Source organism: Sorangium sp. So ce1036 (genome assembly GCF_051369805.1).
In the GTDB taxonomy this organism is placed as follows: Bacteria; Myxococcota_A; Polyangia; order Polyangiales; family Polyangiaceae; genus Sorangium; species Sorangium cellulosum_F.
In genome coordinates this window covers 4,236,299-4,253,480 of the sequence record NZ_JBBMOX010000001.1, presented here as the reverse complement: position 1 = coordinate 4,253,480, position 17,182 = coordinate 4,236,299, and the positions used below count along the sequence as shown (strand labels likewise).

Genomic DNA, 17,182 nt, shown 5'->3' with positions numbered 1-17,182 from the left:
GGCGTGTGGCCATCCTCTGGATGGCTCATGCCTGGCGCAGCCAGCGCGCGCGTCACGGCCGGGCGCCGTGACCACGGCGCCTTCCCGTGCGCGAGCGTGGACGCGCGTGAGCGTGCACCGCGTTGTTCAGCGGTCCTGCACGGCGCTGTCGCCGGCCCGCGCCAGGCTCCGCCTGGCGCTGTCACCGGCCCGCGCCGGCTCCGCTTGGCGCTGTCACCGGCCCGCGCCGGCTCCGCTTCCGTCGTCTGCTGGCCGCGTCTCCATCGTCGCCGCGAAGCCCGGCGCGAGGTGGACCGCGCGCGCATCCCGATCGTCGCGCAGGACCGCCAGGGCGCCTTCGGCGCCGAGCTGCCTGCGGACGTCGTGAAGCGCGGCCTCGAGCGCGGCGCCGTGGAGGAGCGCGCCGAGGGCGCTCACCTCGAGCCTCGGCTTGCCCGTCAGCGCGATCGCCGCCGCGAGGGTGCTGCGCTGGAGGATCGCGATCGGCGCCGCCGCAGGCAAGGGCGTGCCCGGGGCGAGGCGCGTGATTCCGCGGCGCACCGGGACGGCATCACGACCGAGCACGATCTCGAGCTCGGGCACGGCGATCCCGTCGTCGGTGCGCGCGTAGGCGAGCGCGGCGATGGTGCCCCACCCGTCGCACGCGACGATGGCGTCCGCGGGTCGCGCCAGCTCGCCGACCGGCCACGGCGCCTGGAGCGCCGTCGCGCCGGCCGCGATCGCGATCGATGAGGCCTCGACCTCGGCCGGGACCGCCTCGGCGAGGTCCTCGGCCGTCAGCGTCCCGCCAGCGACCGCTCCGCCCACGGCGAGCAGCGCCCGCTCCACGTCGCGCGCCCGGAGCGCCACCGCGCCGAGCGAGCCGACCTCGCGGAGCAGCTCGGCCCGCGCGCTCGCGCCGGCGCGCTCGGCCGCGAGCACGCCGGGCCGCACCAGCTCGCGGAGCCGCGCACGCCCGAGGTAGCCGTGAAGCAGGACCAACATGCCGAGCGAGCGCGGCACGGCGACGCGCGCGGCGTCCGGCACGCTCTGCTCATCGACGAACCCGCGCGGCCGCGGCGCGCCGCGCCCCGGCTGGATCGCTCGCCCATCGAACGCCCTCGCGCCCACGCCGACGCCGGCGGCGAGCGCGACGGAGGGCGCGAGCAGCACGTCCGGCTGCGCGCCCGCCGCGGCGAAGAAGCCGGCGACGATCGCGTCGATCGCGCTGCCGGACGCCTCGAGAGCCGCCCGCGCCGCGGAGGCCGCGGACGCGTCGCTCGCCGTCGCTGCAGCCCCGCGGATCACTGCTCTTCGTCCTCGGCGACGAGGGTGTTCGCCATGGGCATGGCAGGCCTTACCACGGCCGACGCCGTTGATCGATCGGGCTTGCGCGCGAGCGCGGCCGCGAGCGATCCCTTGATCTGGAGCGCGCGATTTCCCTCGACGATCAGGAACACCTCGCGACGCCCGCGCAGGCGGTCGGCGATGCGCTCGAGCGCGGCCGCCCCCATCGCGGCGGACTTCCCGAGCGCGCGCAAGCGCGTGTAGACGATCGGCCCCGGCGGCGGCGTGTCCCGGGCGACGTCGAGCACGGGGATGGCCTTCACGGTGCGCGCGGTCGCGAGGATGTCCTCGCGCTCCCAGATCCCGGAGGGCTCCCAGCAGCGCACGACGCCCTCGGCGGGCAGCCGCTCGAACAGCGCCGCGAGCTTCTTGCGGTTGCTCGCCGTCGGTCGGAGCGACGCCGGCGTCTGGAGCACGATGCAACGCGCCTCCAGCACGGCCGCCACCTCGAGCGAGGTCGCGAGCGCCTCGTCGAACGTGCTCCCGGCCGCGAGCTCGCCGACCACGCGCGGCAGCACCACGCTGAAGACGAAGCCCGGCGGCACCGCCTTGCGCCATTTACGCAACGTGCTCACGCGAGGCAGCGACGTGTCGAGCGGACGGAGCTCGACCAGATCGAAGCGTTGCTTGTACTTCTGGAGTTCGCCCTGGAGCGAGGGCAGTCCGACGAGGAGGCGGGCCATCAGCGCGCACTCTTAACTCAGCTTGCGCGCCGATGCAGCGCGTGGCCGACCGCGGTGCGATTTCTCATTTGTGGCTCAAAATTCCTTGATTTTGTTCGAAGTGGAACCACTGCGTCGGGTTCGCCCGGAGGAAACGCTCCATCTCCGCGGTGATCTGCCGCGCTGCGACGTCGAGCTCGGACGGCCCTGGCCTGCGGGGCAGCGAGATCGGCGGCGCGATACAGATCTCGTACTTCATGAAGCCGGTCCGCCGGGTGAACACCGGGACGATGGGCGCCCCGCTCGCGGCCGCGAGCTGCAGCGGGCCCTCGGGCACGCGCCAGGGCATGCCGAACAGCTCGACCTCGCGCCCGCGCATCCCGGCGGGGAGGCGATCGATCTGGATGGCGACGACGCCCTGCCGTCGCAGGTGCGCGAGCAGCGGGAGGATGGCGAGCGGATCATCGTCCACGTGCTGCATCCGCACGCCGACCCGCTCGCGCGTGCCATCCTGGATGGCCTGCGCTCGGCTGTCGCGCTCGCGCTGCATCACGATCAGCACGTCAGCGGCGTGCACGGAGCGCAACAGCGGCGCGGCGGCCTGCCAGCCGCCGGTGTGCGCGGTGACGACGATCACCCCGAGGCCGCGCCGGAACGCGCTCGTGAAGTGCTCGTCGTTCACGCACAAGCCGGTAAGCCGCTCGGGCCGGCTGCTGCCCGCGATGAACGCGTCGGTGAGGCAGCTGGCGAAGTTGATGAACACCCGGGCCACGTCCCGGTACTCGTCGAGCGCCCCGCGCTGACCGAGCGCCAGCCGCAGGTTCCTCCGCACGATCCTCCGCTGCTCCGGCAGCGCGGCCCCGAAGACGAGCCCGAACAGCGCGGGGCTGTGGCGGACGAGGAAGTCGGGGCCATAGGTCACCCCAGCGTCGACCGCGCGCCGCCAGAGGACGGAATCGTGCCGGCGCAGATCATCGAGGAGCGCTCGGAGCCTGGAGGAGAGATCCACGTTCGTGCTCGTGCGCGCGGCGTCGTGCCGGCGGCCACCCTAGCGGATCATCGGGCGCACGCGAAGGGCGCCCGCGCAGCGCTGCACATCCGGCGCCTTCGTGGATCGCGGAGCGCGGTGTTCCTCAACCCGCACCGGGATCCTCGGGCGGCTCACCGGGCTCCGGGGCGGCCGGGCTCGGCGGCTCGCCGCTCCCTGAATGGCGCACCCCCCACGCTGCGACGGCGCGCACGGACGGATCATCGTGGGTGAGCGCGGCCGCGAGCGCGCGCTTCGCGCTCGCCGCGGCCGCGCCCCGGGCGCCGCTCGCCAGCCTGTTCGCAGCGACGACGGTCGCGTTCCTGGCGAGCCCGCCGCGCCGCGCGCGCCGGAGCGGTGTCCCGACGGTGAGCGCGCCGAACCCTTGCTCATCCAGGGAGGTGAGGTCGTCGACGTCCCGCGCCTCCCAGCGCGCCAGCGGATGGAACGGCGCGGTGCGCTCGAGCGGCGGCGGCGCGGTCTTGTTGAACGGGCAGACCTCCTGGCAGACGTCGCAGCCGAAGAGGTGCTCTCCCATGCGGAGCCGCAGCTCCTCCGGCGGCGCGCTCCGCTGCTCGATCGTCAGGTACGCGACGCAGCGCCGCGGATCGAGCACGAAGGGCGCGTCGAACGCCTGCGTCGGGCACGCGTCGAGGCAGCGCGTGCACGATCCGCAGCGCTCCGCGATGGGCACGTCGGGGGTCAGCGGCAGCGTGGTGACCACCTCGCCGAGCATCTGATAGCTCCCCTGCCCCGGCGTGATGAGCAGCCCGTGCTTGCCGACGAAGCCGATGCCGGCGCGCGCCGCCCAGACGCGCTCCATCACCGGCTCGACGTCACAGAGCGGCCGCGCGAGGGCGTCGGGCGCGAGCGAGCGGATGAACGACGCGAGCCGCCGCAGCCGGCGCTTCAGGTGGTTGTGGTAATCCTGTCCGCGCGCGTACCGCGCGATGCTCTGCGCGAGCGGGGGATCGCGCTTCTCGCTCTCCTTCGGCCGCGCGTACCTGCGGCCGACGCACACGACCGAGCGCGCCCCCTCGAGGATCGCGCTGGTGTCCAGCCGGCGCCGCTGCTCCGCGTACTCCGCGAGGTAGCCCATCTCCCCGTGCATGCCGCGCTCGATGAACTCGAGATACCGCGCGTGCTCCACCCCGAGCGGCTCGTCTGCGCGCGCGACGCCGACGACGTCGAAGCCGAGCGCGAGCGCCTGCTCGCGCACCAGCCGGTCGGGCGTCGGCGGCGCCGCGCCCCCCTCCTCTGCGGCTCGGTGGCCCTCGCCCATGCTCATGACGACACGACGGGCGGCGACGCAGGCATCATGCCCGCGCGCCGCTCGAGCTCACCCGGCGCGCCCGTCGCCGAGCAGCCGATCGAGCGTGATCGCGCACGCTGCGCGCACGCTCAGGTGATTGTAGCCGGTGGCCGTGGCCGCGCGGATGGGCTCGATCCGGACGTCGGCGTCGGCGATGAGCTCGGGAGCGAGCCCCCACCCCGTGCCGAACTGGATCAGCACCGGGCGGCTCGCCTGCGAGAGGCGCGCGCGCGCCGCCGCGTAGCTCGTTACCGGGAGCCCTCGCGACGCCGCCGCGGTCGTCCAGACCTCGACGCCAGCCCGCCCCGAGCCGCTCAGCGCGGCGTACGCGTCCTCGATCCTGGGCACCACGCTGAGGACGTCGAGCGCGACCGCGCGATCGGGGATCCGGCGCTTGCCCGATCCGCTCACCCAGTGCTCCCTGATGCGCTCGGCCAGCGCGCGCTGGGCTGCGACCGGGTGCACGACGAAGAGCCGCTCGGCCCCGTACGTCCGAGCGCTGCGCGCCATGTCGTGGAGGTCGAGGTTCGTGATCGCCGTGGTGACCGTTCCGCCAGAACGATCGAGCACCGGGTAGTGCACGAGCGCGAGCGCGAGCCTCATCGCGCCCCGCCGCCCGCCCCTGGAGGCGCGCCGCCCTCACCCGGAGGAAGACTCCCGCCGCGCGCCTTGCGCCAGAGATCCGGCCGGCGCTCGGCCGTGCGCTGCTCGGCTTGCGCTCGTCGCCAGCGGGCGATGGCGGCGTGGTTTCCCTGCTGCAGCACGTCGGGCACCTTGAGCCCCCGGAACTCCACGGGGCGCGTGTACTGCGGATACTCCAGGAGCCCGGACAGCGCCGGGCTGTGGGACTCGTGCTCCGTCGATCCAGCGTTGCCCAGCACCCCTGGGAGCAGGCGAACGCACGCATCGATCACGGCCATGGCTGCCACCTCGCCGCCAGTCATCACGAAGTCGCCGAGCGAGATCTCCTCGTCCACGAAGGCACGAACCCGCTCATCGAACCCCTCGTAGCGACCGCACACGAGAGCGATCGCGGGGCGCGCCGCGAGCTCGATCGCCTTCTCCTGGCAGAAGGGCCGCCCCTGCGGCGTGAGCAGCACCCGGTGCGCTCGCGGCGGGGGCTCCGAGGGAGGTTGAGGGGTGACAGGCCCCACCGCTGAGTCGTCGGAAGGTGCGCCTGCTGGCTCGCCTGCCGCGCTCGTCGGCTCGCCTGCCGCGCTCGTCGGCTCACCTGCCGCGGCTTCCTCGTCGAGCGCCTCCAGGCAGCGAACGAGGCAGTCGACGCGCATCACCATGCCCGAGCCGCCGCCGTACGGCGTATCGTCCACGCTCCGGTGCCGGCCGAGGCCGAAATCGCGCGGGCTGCGCAGCCGCGCCGAGAGCGCGCCCGAAGCGAGCCCGCGCCCGACCATGCCGATCGCCAGAAATCCCTGGAAGAGCTCGGGAAACAGGGTGACTACATCGATGCGCATCAGATTTGCCGTGGCAGGCCGGACGCCCTGCGCCGAACGACGGATCAGGATTCAGACGAGGCCTTCCAGCGTGACGAGCTGAACGACCTGCTGCTCCACGTCCACGCTGCTGACGAAGCTCTCGACCAGCGGGATCTCGATCGACGCTGCGCCCTCCCTCTCCACGACGAGGACGTCGCAGGTCGGGTAAGACTGGAGCGACTTCACGTGCCCGAGCAGCTCGCCCTCGGGCGTCAACACGCGAGCCCCCTCGATGTCGCACGCGTAGAACTCCCCCTCGTCGAGGGGTCCGAACGCGTCCCTCGGCACGCACACCGTCGCGCCGCGCAGGGCCTCGGCCGCGTCCCGATCGTCGATGCCCGCGATCCGCACGAGCAACGCCTTGTCAACGGGCCGCGCCCCGAGGATCTTCGCGTCCCGCTCACCGCCGTCAGGGAGGCGGAGCCTGACCGCAGGGCGCGTGAGGAGCAGGTCGGACGCCTCGTTGTAGAGGCGCACCCGCAGCTCCCCCTGAACGCCGTGCGGGCGGGAGATCTCCGCGACGGGAACGTAGCGTCGCTCCACGCCGACTTCGTCTCAGTCGAGGATGTCGAGGTGCGCGCGCCGCCCCGACTTGCTCGCAGCGGCGCTCAGCAGCGTCCGGATCGACTGTGCCGTGCGCCCGTCCTTGCCGATCACCTTGCCGATGTCTTCGCGCGCCACCGTGAGCTCGATGCGCGGGAAGCGGTCGCCCGCGACCTCACGCACGATGACCCGGTCGGGGTGATCGACGAGCGCGCGCGCAACGAGCGCGACGAGATCGACCAGCGGAGACGTCGAGGAGGCCATGCTACTTCGCGGCGTCCGCCGGAGCGGCTGCCTGGGCGAGCGCGGGGTGCTTCAGCAGCAGCGCCACCGTGTGCGTTGGCTGGGCGCCGTTCGAGATCCAGTGCCTCACGCGCGGCACATCGAGGCGGATCTCGGTCCTGCGCGGATCGTAGGTGCCCAGCCGCTCGATGAACCGGCCGCCGCGCGGGCTGCGCTGATCAGCGACGACGATGCGGTAGAAGGGCGTCTTCTTGGTGCCCGCGCGGGCGAGGCGAATATGAACGGCCATCTTGTATGAACCTCTATCGGATAGAAGAGCCCGTGCGCATGGTGTGCACGGCCTGCTCTGGGGCGCCGGAGCGTAGCTCGTTCAGTGCCCGGCGCCAGAAGCGGGGGCGCAACCTAGGCGAAGATCCAGCTTGGGGTCAACCCCGCACAAGCGTGCCGAGCCCTACCGACGACAACTTTCTTGCCCCACTCCTCATGCGGCCGATGCGGCCCATGCGGCCCCCTGGCCGTGGCCGCCCCGTCCTCGCTGGAGCTACTCCGAGCAGGGCAGCGCAGACGAGGAACCGATCTCCGCCCACGAGCATCGGAGAGGCATGGAGAGCGGATTTTTCGGACTACTGGCGGATCGGGGGGATCGAGGAGAGCGTCTCGGGGCCCATCCAGCGAAGGCTGACACGCGGCTGACTCTGCCGCGGAGAGCGCGGAGGGGGCTGGCTACACGGGGCGTCAGCCCAAATCCAGGATGATGACGCCCCGGTTGGGATCGTCCTCTTCCGTGTCCGGAAGACGACGAGGTGCAGGGTAGCGTTCGATCGGCAGCTCGAGACGCGGTCGAATTTCTTCTCTTCTGGACCGATCCTTCTCTTCTTCGCGCTGCCGAATTTGCTCGATGATGAACGGAGGAAGCATCGACTAACCCCTCCACCTCGTAGAGTGCTCGCGGCTGGATTGGTGGAACGAGGTCTGGGAGAAAGCACCCCGCTCTTAAAAGCGAATCTAGCAATGTGGGATGGCGGGTCAAGGTTATCGCTCGGGCCGACAGTGGTATGTTCCCGGCGCTCATGACGCGGCACGGCGCCTGGCTCGCGCGCGTATCTTTCGAGATCCACGGAGAGACTCGGCGTCGGCTGGTGCGCCGGCGGGCCACATCCTGCGCGCTGCTGGTGCCGCTGGCGTCGGCGCTGGCGGCGCTCGTGGCGTTGCTCGCGCCCGTCCGGGCAGCAGGCGCCGCGTTCGAGGTCAGCGACGCGAGCTGGGAAGGCTGCTCGGAGCTCCTCGAGATCGCGCGGGCCGAGCTCGGGGTCGCCAGGGTCCACCCCGTCGCTGTGCTCGACTGGAGCCAGGTCGGCCCCGAGGACGGCATCCTCGCGCTCCATCCGCAGCAGGCGCTCGACGCCGACGAGTCCACCGCGTTCATGAAGGCCGGCGGCCGGCTGGCGATCGTGGACGACTTCGGCCGCGGCGACGACACGCTCCGGCGGTTCCAGATCGAGCGCATCCCGACCCCGGCTCGGCCGGTCGCCGCGCTCCGGAACCGCCCCGCCCTCGCCATCGCCGAGCCCGTCATCGACATCGTCGGCGGTCACGCCATCGGGCCGCACCCCGTGGTCAGCCACGTGCAGCGGCTCGTCACGAACCACGCGACCGGCCTGAAGCACCCGAACCTCTCGCCCGTGCTGCGGATCCGCGCCATCAGCGAGCCGGACGTGATCGTCGCGGTCGCCGGGCAGGTGGGCAAGGGCCGGCTCTTCGCGATGGGGGATCCGTCGTCGCTCATGAACATGATGCTCCGGTACCCGGGCAACCGCGCCTTCGCCGTCGGCCTGGTCCGCTACCTGGTCGATGAGGACGGGGCGGAGCCGCGCCGGGGGCGGCTGTACATCGTCGCGAACCGGTTCGAGGAGGAGAGTTCGTTCGGCGGCGAGACGACGCTCCGCAAGGACCTCGACGCACAGGTCAAGGCGCTCGCCGAGGCCGTCGAAGACGCTCGCCGCGACGGGCTGCCCGGCGGCGCCCTCCTCGCCCTCGCGGCCGCCGCCGGCCTGGGCCTCGCGATCTGGACCGCGCGCGCATCGGCCCGACCCTACCGGAGCCCGCTCCCTCGATACGCCCGCCCGACGCCGCTCGTGGCGCAGGGAGGGGCCGCCGGGCGCTTCGCGGTCCTGGCCGCCCCCTCCTCCCCGCGTGGGCTCGCGTTCCTCGAGCTGAAGAGCGCCCTGCTCGAGGCGCTCGCGCTGCGCTTCGGCCTCGAGGCCAACCCGGCGCCGGACGCGGTCGCGCGCCTCGTCGCGCGAGAGGGATATCTTGACGAGCGAGCCCTCTCGGCATTCAAAGAGGTTCTGGCCACCATGTACCGAGTCGAAGCGTCCGTCGTCGCTGGCAAGCCGACGCACGTGTCCAGGCCCGCGCTCGTGCACGCCGCCGACGTCGTGCGCGGGGTCCTCGCCGCCTGCGGCGCTGACGGCCGCAAGCCGCCGCGGGGACCTCGCCCCGGCGCGCCGCTCGATCGTCCTGCGGCGCGCCCCGGTGGGCCGCCTCCGGAGCCCGACGCGAAGCTCGCAACAACACCCTCTGACAAAGGCGCTCGATGAACCAGGTTCAGGCCGTCGCCGTCGACGAAATTTCCGCTGCCAAGGAGCGGATCGAGGCGGTCCGACGGGAGATCACGCGCGTGTACATCGGACCACCGCGCGCGATCGATCTGATGCTCACCGCCCTGCTCGCGCAGGGACACGTGCTGCTGGAGGGCGTCCCGGGGGTCGCGAAGACGACGCTCGTCAAGGCGTTCGCGGCCGCGCTGGGCGCGTCCGTGCGGCGGATCCAGTTCACGCCCGACCTCCTGCCGGCCGACATCACGGGGACCTACGTGCTGTCGCCCAAGGAAGGCACCTTCGCGCTGCGGCCTGGCCCGATCTTCGCGAACCTCGTGCTCGCGGACGAGATCAACCGCGCCCCAGCGAAGACCCAGTCGGCCCTCCTCGAAGCCATGCAGGAGCGGCAGGTCACGATCGAGGGCGATCGCTTCGAGCTGCCGTCGCCCTTCATGGTGCTCGCGACGCAGAACCCGATCGACCTCGAAGGGACCTACCCGCTGCCCGAGGCGCAGATCGACAGGTTCCTCATCCGCGTGAGCCTCGGCTACCCGCAGCACAAGGACGAGGTGGCGATGCTCCGCGCGCACAACGTCGAGCCGCCCCGGGCGCGGGCGACGCTCTCCGTCCAGGATCTTCTCATGCTGCAGGGCATCGCGCGACGAATCCACGTCGAGGACGATCTCTACGAGTACGCGGTGAACCTCACGGCGTTCACCCGGACGCACCCTCGCGTGCTGCTCGGCGCGTCGCCGCGAGCCACGCTGGCGCTGATCCATGCGGCCAAGGCGGCGGCGGTGATCGGCGGACGCCCGTTCGTGACGCCGGACGACGTGCGCGGCATGGCGCCCGCGACGCTCGCGCACCGCCTCGTGCTCGCGCCCGAGGCCGACGCGGAGACGAAGGCGCGCGAGGCGATCATCGACGAGGCGATCCAGCGCGTGGGCTACCGGCGCGCCGTGCGGCCCGCCTAGATCCCTCATGCAGCTCTACCCCACCCGCACCGCCGCTCACATGGCCATCGCCGGGGTCGCGGTCATGGGCGCCGGGCTCATCGCGCGCGAGCCGGCGATCGTCGGCTGGGGTGGCGCGCTCCTGGTCGCCATCGCGCTCGCCCGGGGCGTGACGCTGGTGTCGGTGGCGCGCATCCGCGCGGCCGGCTTCGAGATGCTCTGGGGCGGGGCGCGGCGGACCCTCCGGTCCGCGCGGGGAGGCACGGTGGAGATCGAGGCCGAGGTCCGCAACCGCGACACGCTCGCGGCGCGGTACGTCAAGCTGCGGGCGATCGCCTCGTCACAGCTCGACGTGCGCATCGAACCGAGCCGCGGCGAGGTCTCTGCCTCGGGGCGGCTCAAGGTGAAGATCGTCGTACGGACGCCGCGCGTCGGCCAGCACGGCCTCCACGGGCTCGCGCTCGAGGTGCACGGCGCCCCGGGCCTGTTCGAGGTGCCCCTGACCTTCGCGAACCCGTACGGGATCGAGGTGCTCCCGCGCCCCTTCATGGCCTACCTCGCGCAGCCGCGCGGGGGACGCAGTCACCTCCTCGCGGCGTCCGGCCGGCCCGGACGCGCGCGCGGCGAAGGAGACGACCTGCGCGAGCTGCGCGAGCACCAGCCGGGGGACCCGTTCCGGAAAATCGCGTGGAAGGCGAGCGCGCGCCGGGGCACGCTGCTCGTGAGGGAGTTCGATCGCGAGGAGCGGGACGTGGTGTGGATCCTCGTCGACGCGGCCGTGGAGCTCTGGGCGGGCCCGCTCGGCCGCGCGCCGCTCGATCTCATGATCGATGAGGCCGCATCCATCGCCACGCGTCACCTCGGGCGCGGCGATCGCGTGGGGCTCATCATCCTGGCGCCCGGCCCCCGCGTGACGATCCCGCCCGAGCACGGCCCTGGACACGGCGAGAAGATCGCGCAAGCGCTCACCGTCGGGTGCGGCACGTACGACGCGAGCGGAGCGAGCTCGACGAGGCGGACGTCGCGGCGCGCGTCCTCGAACACCTCCGGCCGCTCGACGCGCGGGGCCTCGCCGACCTGCGCCGCGGCGACCTCGACCGGCTGGCCGCGCGCGCCGAGTCGATGTGCGCGCGCGCGCCCTTCTCGGCGCCGGCGCCGCTCGGGCGCTCGCAGCGCGAGCGCACCCTGCGCCGTTACCTCGCGAGCTACGGCATCGAATCGCCCGCGCGATCCGAGCCGGAGCGGCGGGATCCAGCCGGGATCATCGCGGAGTCGCTCACGCACATCGCGCGCGCGCGGCCACGCGCGAGCCTGGTCTACGTCATCGCGCCGCCGCCCGCTGATGCGCAGCTGAGCCAGCTCGCGGAGGCTGCGCGCCGGCTCTCGCGGAAGGCCGTCCACCTGACGTGGACGCTCCCCGACATCGAGGCAGGGCTCGCCCCGCCATGGGACGCCCCGCGGCCGCAAGAGAGCGGGGGCAACGAGGAGCCGGCGAGCCCGGCGCCGTCCGACAGGGCCTTCCAGGAGCTCGCGCCCATCGCGGCCGAGGCCGTGCTCCTCCGCGCGCGCGTGGCGCAGACGCGCCATGAGGCCGCGCTCCGGAAGGCGGGCGTGCGCGTCGTGCGGCTCCGCGCGAAGACGTCCGCCGCGCCGAGCGCAGCGGCGGCCGCGCCCCACGACGGGGCGCATCCATCGGGGGCCTGAGGGCGAACCATGTCCATCGCAGAGCTTTTGCGCGCGCGCGGGTTGTCCCCCAAGAAGGGGTTCGGACAGAACTTCCTCGTCGACGTCGATGCGGCGCGCCGCATCGCCGAGGCAGCCACCACGCCCGCGGGCGGCGCGGTGCTCGAGATCGGCGCAGGGCTCGGCGCGCTCACGCGGCCGCTCCTGGAGCGCGCCGGTCACGTGGTCGCCGTGGAGCGCGATCGTGACCTCGTCCCGATCCTCCGCGAGCAGCTCGCTGGCCCGATCCAGGAAGGCCGGTTGACCCTGCTCGAGGCGGACGCGGCGCAGGTCGACTGGTGCGCCTCCCTCGCCGGCCTGGAGCGCCCCCACGTGGTGGCCGGCAACCTCCCGTACCAGCTCACGGGGCGCCTCCTCGAGCAGGCGACCACGGTCGCGCATCAGATCGACCGCGCGGTGTTCATGGTGCAACTCGAGGTCGCGGAGCGCCTCACCGCGGCGCCGGGGAGCGGCGACTACGGCGCGCTCTCGGTCTTCGTGCAGGCCGCGTTCGATGTGCGCCGCCTCTTGACCGCGCGCGCCGGCGCCTTCTATCCGCGGCCCGAGGTGGACTCCGCCGTCGTCGTCCTGACGCCGTGGCGCCCGCGGCGCGCCGAGGAGACGGACGCCTTCCGCGCCGCCGTGCGCGCCGCGTTCTCGGCCCGCCGCAAGACGCTCCGGAACGCATGGAAGAACCTCTACGGCTGGTCGCCCGAGGAGCTCGATCGCCGCGCCAGGGACGCCGGCATCTCGCTCGACGCGCGAGGTGAGACGCTCGGCGTCGAGGCGTTCGCGCGCATCGCCAGCCTCAGAGACCGCTGACCGAACGACGCGCTGGCGCCCCGCGCGAGGGCGCCGCGGCGCCTCCTTGCTGGTTGCGCCGAGGTGCGACCAGCGCCAAGGATCCGCGGCGTTCGGGATCAAATCCCGCCCCACCGGCACCACGGCGCGCCTCTCTCGCCGCGAAGCGGCGGCCGGAGAGCCCGGCCTGATTTCTGGCTCGCGGCACTAGTCGGACGCGCAGGTCCGTGCTAGTGGGCCGCGCGACTCGTCAAAGCTCGTACGAGGAGGGCTCCCGCTCCATGGTTGTTGGAAAGATCACCCAGGTCATCGGACCGGTCGTCGACGTCGATTTCCCGCCGGGCCAGCTGCCCAAGATTCTGAACGCGCTCAAGGTGAGCAACCCGAGCATCTCGGCTGAGCCCGATAACCTGGTGCTCGAGGTCGCTCAGCACCTGGGCGAGTCGACGGTGCGCACCATCGCGATGGACTCCACCGACGGCCTCGTACGCGGGATGGAAGTCCGCGACACGGGCAACCCCATCATGGTGCCGGTCGGCAACGAGTGCCTCGGCCGGATCATGAACGTCGTCGGCGCGCCGGTCGACGAGGCCGGCCCCGTTCACGCCAAGAAGACCGCGCCGATCCACCGGGAGCCCCCCCCGTTCATCGAGCAGTCGACCAAGGTCGAGGTCTTCGAGACGGGCATCAAGGTCATCGACCTGATCGCCCCCTACCGAAAGGGCGGCAAGATCGGCCTCTTCGGCGGCGCCGGCGTCGGCAAGACGGTGCTCATCCTGGAGCTCATCAACAACGTCGCGAAGGCGCACGGCGGCGTGTCGGTCTTCGCCGGCGTCGGCGAGCGGACGCGCGAGGGCAACGATCTCTTCCTGGAGATGAGCGAGTCGAAGCTCGCCGACGGCAGCCCCGTCATCTCCAAGGCCGCGCTGATCTACGGCCAGATGAACGAGCCCCCGGGCGCTCGCGCCCGCGTCGCGCTCTCGGCCCTCACCGTGGCCGAGCACTTCCGCGACGAGGAGGGCCAGGACGTGCTCCTGTTCGTCGACAACATCTTCCGGTTCACCCAGGCGGGCTCCGAGGTGAGCGCGCTCCTCGGCCGCATCCCGAGCGCCGTCGGGTACCAGCCGACGCTCTCGACGGAGATGGGTGCCTTCCAGGAGCGCATCACCTCGACGACGAAGGGCTCCGTCACCAGCGTCCAGGCGATCTACGTCCCGGCCGACGATCTCACCGATCCCGCGCCGGCCACGGCGTTCGCCCACCTCGACGCCACGACCGTGCTCTCGCGCGCGATCTCGGAGCTCGGCATCTACCCGGCCGTCGATCCGCTCGACTCGAACTCGACGATGCTCGATCCCCAGATCGTCGGCGAGAAGCACTACTCCGTGGCGCGGCGCGTGCAGCAGACGCTGCAGCGCTACAAGGACCTCCAGGACATCATCGCCATCCTCGGCATGGACGAGCTCAGCGAGGACGACAAGCTCGTCGTCTCGCGCGCCCGCAAGATCCAGAAGTTCCTGTCGCAGCCGTTCTTCGTCGCGGCTCAGTTCACCGGGCTCGAGGGCAAGCTCGTCCCGCTCAAGGACACGATCGCGGGCTTCGAAGAGATCCTCGACGGTAAGCTCGACCACATCGCGGAGCAGGACTTCTACCTGGTGGGCGGCATCGACGAGGTGAAGGCTCGAGCGTCGCAGAAGGCGGCCTGACGCAGCCATGGCCGAGACAATCCTTCTCGAGATCGTGACGCCGACGGGCGTCGCGCTGCGCGAGCAGGTCACTGACGTGACCGCGCCGAGCGTCGCCGGCGAGTTCGGCGTGCTCCCGGGTCACCTCCCGCTGCTCGCCGCCCTGCGCACTGGCCTCGTGACCTACCACCAGAACGGCCAGGAGCACCGCCTGGCCGTCCATCACGGCTTCGTCGAGGTTGCCCACGACACCGCCCTGCTGCTCACGGAGCGCTTCGCGACGAAGGAAGACGTCGATGTCGTGAGGGTGCGCCGCCGGCTCAAGGAGGTCGACGCTGAGCTCGACCACTGGCAGGGCGACCTGACCGACCCGCGCCGCCGAGAGCTCATCGAAGAGGAGCAGTGGCTCGCCACCGAGCTCGAGCTCATCGGCGACCCGCCTCCGCCGATGGTCCGCGAGGACACGCGGTTCCTCGTCGACCACGCCGAGGCGCCGTCCCTCGAAGAGATGGTCGAGGGGTCCCAGCCCGACGAGAGCCTCACAGACCACAAGAAGCCCGGCTCTCCGTTCCCCGACCCGAAGTGACGTCCCCGGCGGCTACCGCCTTGCGCGCGCGGCCGTCGCACAGGACACTGTCCTCCACGCAGACCGCGAGGGGCTGGGGGGGTTCCCCCTTCGCGAGCTGCCTGCATCACCCGGCGCTGGCGCAACCGGCGCCACGCCGTTCACGTCCACCCGTCATCTGTGGGCCCCGCGGGTACGGGGCCCCCAAGGCAGCCCATGATCTCTCCGGAGACGATCGCGCTCGTGAAAGAGCGCACGGATCTCGTAGCGCTCATCGGCGAAAGCGTGCGGCTCACGCGCCGCGGGCACTCCTTCACGGGGCTCTGCCCCTTCCACAAGGAAAAGACGCCGAGCTTCCACGTGAACCCGAACCGCGGGTTCTATCACTGCTTCGGCTGCAAGGAGACCGGCAGCGCCATCGACTTCGTGATGAAGCTCGAGGGCAGGACGTTCGCCGAGGCGGTGCGCGCGCTCGCCGAGCGCGCCGGGATCGAGGTGGAGGAGTCGCTGACCGAGCTCGAGCGGCGGGAGGCGCACGCGGCGCGCAAGTCGAAGGACGACCTCTACGCCGTCAACCACCTCGCCGCGACGTTCTTCGAGCACAGCCTCCGCGGCGGCCCGAGCGGCGGCCCCCACCCGCTCGCGCGCTACGCCCACGAGGAGCTAAAGCGACGCGGTCTACCGCTCGGCAACGGTGAGGCCGTGGACCCGATCTCCGACGCGCTCCAGGCGTTCCGGATCGGCTATGCCCCGTTCGGCTGGGACGCGCTCGCCACGTACCTGCGGCAGCAAGGCGTCTCCCCGGTCCTCGCGGAGCGCGTCGGCTTGCTGGTGCCGCGCTCGTCGGGGAGCGGCCACTACGATCGCTTCCGGCACCGGCTCATGTTCGCGGTGACGGACGTGATGGGCCGGGTGATCGCGTTCAGCGGTCGCGCGCTCCCCGATCCGAGCCCCGCGGAGCTGTCGTCGCTCGGAATCACCGGTCCGGCGCCGCAGGGCGACGGCGCGCCGGCGAAGTACATCAACAGCCCCGAGTCGCCGATCTACACGAAGGGGGAGCACCTCTTCGGGCTGTACCAGGCGCGCCAGGCGATCCGGCAGCGCGGCGAAGCGATCCTCGTGGAAGGCAACTTCGACGTGGTCGCGCTCCACGCGCGCGGCATCGGCCACGCGATCGCTCCGCTCGGAACCGCGTTCACCCCCGGGCAGGCCAAGCTGATCAAGCGCTTCGCGCCCGCGGTCGTGCTGCTCTTCGACGGCGACGCGGCCGGCAAGAAAGCCACGCGCGCGGCGCGCGTCCCGTGCCGCGAGGCGGGGCTCGGCGCGCGCGTCGCCACGCTGCCCGCCGGCGTCGATCCGGACGATCTGGCGCGCGAAAGGGGCGCCGAGTCGGTCCTCAAGTTGGTGAACGGTGCGACGAACCTCCTGCAGCATCTGATAAACGAGGAGCTCGATATCGACAGGTTCAAGACGGCCACGCTGACCGAGCAGCACGCGCGCGCTCGCGCCGTAGCAGAGCTCCTCCGCACCGAGTCAGATCCCGACCTGCGTCTGATGGCTTCAACCTATGCCGACCAGCTGGCCTCGAAGCTCCTCATCAACGGGCAGCCGATGAGCGATCTAGCTCACCTTACCCGTATGCTCGTGAGCGCTACGTCCCAGACGCCGACGCGACCGCTGCGCTGCTCGGAGTCCACCGAGAGCTATGAGCGAGCAAGATCGAGGGAGCGAACAAAAGAGATCGGACTAGAAATGTTAGGATCCCTGCTCGATTTTCCAGAATTACTGCACGATCCCGATGCGGAAGCGGTCCTGGAATGTCTGGAAGGCGAAGTCGCCCTGGCAGTTGCTGCGGCGCGTCAAAATTTCACATTTGAAATGGGTCTTGCCGCCAGCGAATTTCTTGCGCAAGTCCCGGCTCCGATCCATTCATTCGCGGCTGGACGGCTGGTCTCGCCTGTCTTCGAAGCGGCCTCGACGGCCAAGGCGACACTCTTGGAAAATTCGCAAAAGTTGAGCAGGCAAGCCCTCGCACGACAGAAGGCAGCCGTAATGAGCCAGCTTCAGAAGAGCACGGTCGACCCCGATGCTGAAAACGCTTTGCTGCGCGAACTATTCCAACGGAGAGCGGGGGGGCTCGGTCTTCCTTGATGCGTTCCGGGACGCTCCTCCGTGGCGGCCCGACGGGCGTGATCCCTAAAGTGAGTCGGAATCATTTGGTGTCTTGTCGGTCGCGGCGAGCGGATCGCC

At 71.7% G+C, this 17,182-nt stretch carries 17 protein-coding genes; 7 read left to right on the top strand and 10 right to left on the bottom strand.

What is annotated here, in order from left to right; genetic code table 11:
* Positions 1 to 213: 213 nt before the first annotated feature.
* The 10 genes from WMF31_RS16185 to WMF31_RS16140 form a co-directional block, all read right to left on the bottom strand.
* On the bottom strand, positions 214 to 1,287 hold the full coding sequence (locus tag WMF31_RS16185) for a hypothetical protein (protein WP_436602803.1): 1,074 nt from the start codon (positions 1,285 to 1,287) through the stop codon (positions 214 to 216).
* Positions 1,284 to 2,009 (bottom strand): DUF72 domain-containing protein, encoded by a 726-nt coding sequence (locus WMF31_RS16180; protein WP_436602802.1) that lies wholly within the window; start codon positions 2,007 to 2,009, stop codon positions 1,284 to 1,286. Before WMF31_RS16180 ends, WMF31_RS16185 begins: the two co-directional genes overlap by 4 nt.
* Positions 2,010 to 2,073: 64 nt before the next feature.
* Positions 2,074 to 2,997, bottom strand: a complete 924-nt coding sequence (locus tag WMF31_RS16175) for a lysophospholipid acyltransferase family protein (protein ID WP_436602801.1) — start codon at positions 2,995 to 2,997, stop codon at positions 2,074 to 2,076.
* Positions 2,998 to 3,121: 124 nt separating this feature from the next.
* Positions 3,122 to 4,303, bottom strand: a complete 1,182-nt coding sequence (queG, locus tag WMF31_RS16170) for a tRNA epoxyqueuosine(34) reductase QueG (protein ID WP_436602800.1) — start codon at positions 4,301 to 4,303, stop codon at positions 3,122 to 3,124.
* Between the two features lie 51 nt (positions 4,304 to 4,354).
* Positions 4,355 to 4,930: an RNA methyltransferase gene (locus WMF31_RS16165; RefSeq protein ID WP_436602799.1), complete on the bottom strand. Its 576-nt coding sequence runs from the start codon at positions 4,928 to 4,930 to the stop codon at positions 4,355 to 4,357.
* Positions 4,927 to 5,799: a tRNA (guanosine(37)-N1)-methyltransferase TrmD gene (gene trmD, locus WMF31_RS16160; protein WP_436602798.1), complete on the bottom strand. Its 873-nt coding sequence runs from the start codon at positions 5,797 to 5,799 to the stop codon at positions 4,927 to 4,929. Before trmD ends, WMF31_RS16165 begins: the two co-directional genes overlap by 4 nt.
* A gap of 51 nt (positions 5,800 to 5,850) precedes the next feature.
* A complete protein-coding gene (rimM, locus tag WMF31_RS16155) occupies positions 5,851 to 6,363 on the bottom strand; it encodes a ribosome maturation factor RimM (RefSeq protein WP_436602797.1) in 513 nt (170 codons plus the stop codon).
* Between the two features lie 12 nt (positions 6,364 to 6,375).
* On the bottom strand, positions 6,376 to 6,627 hold the full coding sequence (locus tag WMF31_RS16150) for a KH domain-containing protein (RefSeq protein WP_436602796.1): 252 nt from the start codon (positions 6,625 to 6,627) through the stop codon (positions 6,376 to 6,378).
* 1 nt (position 6,628) lies between these two features.
* A complete protein-coding gene (gene rpsP, locus WMF31_RS16145; protein ID WP_436602795.1) occupies positions 6,629 to 6,895 on the bottom strand; it encodes a 30S ribosomal protein S16 in 267 nt (88 codons plus the stop codon).
* A gap of 446 nt (positions 6,896 to 7,341) precedes the next feature.
* On the bottom strand, positions 7,342 to 7,524 hold the full coding sequence (locus WMF31_RS16140; protein WP_080682315.1) for a hypothetical protein: 183 nt from the start codon (positions 7,522 to 7,524) through the stop codon (positions 7,342 to 7,344).
* Positions 7,525 to 7,745: 221 nt separating this feature from the next.
* Here WMF31_RS16140 and WMF31_RS16135 point away from each other — a divergent pair, with 221 nt between their 5' ends.
* From WMF31_RS16135 to dnaG, 7 genes are all read left to right on the top strand, one after another.
* Positions 7,746 to 9,206, top strand: a complete 1,461-nt coding sequence (locus WMF31_RS16135) for a DUF4350 domain-containing protein (protein ID WP_436602794.1) — start codon at positions 7,746 to 7,748, stop codon at positions 9,204 to 9,206.
* A complete protein-coding gene (locus tag WMF31_RS16130) occupies positions 9,203 to 10,180 on the top strand; it encodes an AAA family ATPase (RefSeq protein ID WP_129348977.1) in 978 nt (325 codons plus the stop codon). The genes WMF31_RS16135 and WMF31_RS16130 overlap by 4 nt, the downstream gene beginning before the upstream one ends.
* A gap of 7 nt (positions 10,181 to 10,187) precedes the next feature.
* Positions 10,188 to 11,513 carry a DUF58 domain-containing protein gene (locus WMF31_RS16125; RefSeq protein WP_436602793.1) on the top strand — a complete coding sequence of 442 codons (1,326 nt, stop codon included), beginning with the start codon at positions 10,188 to 10,190 and terminating at the stop codon, positions 11,511 to 11,513.
* Between the two features lie 359 nt (positions 11,514 to 11,872).
* A complete protein-coding gene (gene rsmA, locus WMF31_RS16120; RefSeq protein WP_436602792.1) occupies positions 11,873 to 12,703 on the top strand; it encodes a 16S rRNA (adenine(1518)-N(6)/adenine(1519)-N(6))-dimethyltransferase RsmA in 831 nt (276 codons plus the stop codon).
* 260 nt (positions 12,704 to 12,963) lie between these two features.
* The gene (gene atpD / locus WMF31_RS16115) at positions 12,964 to 14,388 is read left to right on the top strand and encodes a F0F1 ATP synthase subunit beta (protein ID WP_436602791.1); all 1,425 of its coding nucleotides are present in this window, start codon (positions 12,964 to 12,966) and stop codon (positions 14,386 to 14,388) included.
* A gap of 7 nt (positions 14,389 to 14,395) precedes the next feature.
* Positions 14,396 to 14,953 carry an ATP synthase F1 subunit epsilon gene (gene atpC / locus WMF31_RS16110; RefSeq protein ID WP_129348985.1) on the top strand — a complete coding sequence of 186 codons (558 nt, stop codon included), beginning with the start codon at positions 14,396 to 14,398 and terminating at the stop codon, positions 14,951 to 14,953.
* Between the two features lie 195 nt (positions 14,954 to 15,148).
* Positions 15,149 to 17,083, top strand: coding sequence for a DNA primase (gene dnaG / locus WMF31_RS16105; RefSeq protein WP_436602790.1), 1,935 nt, complete (start codon positions 15,149 to 15,151; stop codon positions 17,081 to 17,083).
* Positions 17,084 to 17,182 lie beyond the last annotated feature (99 nt).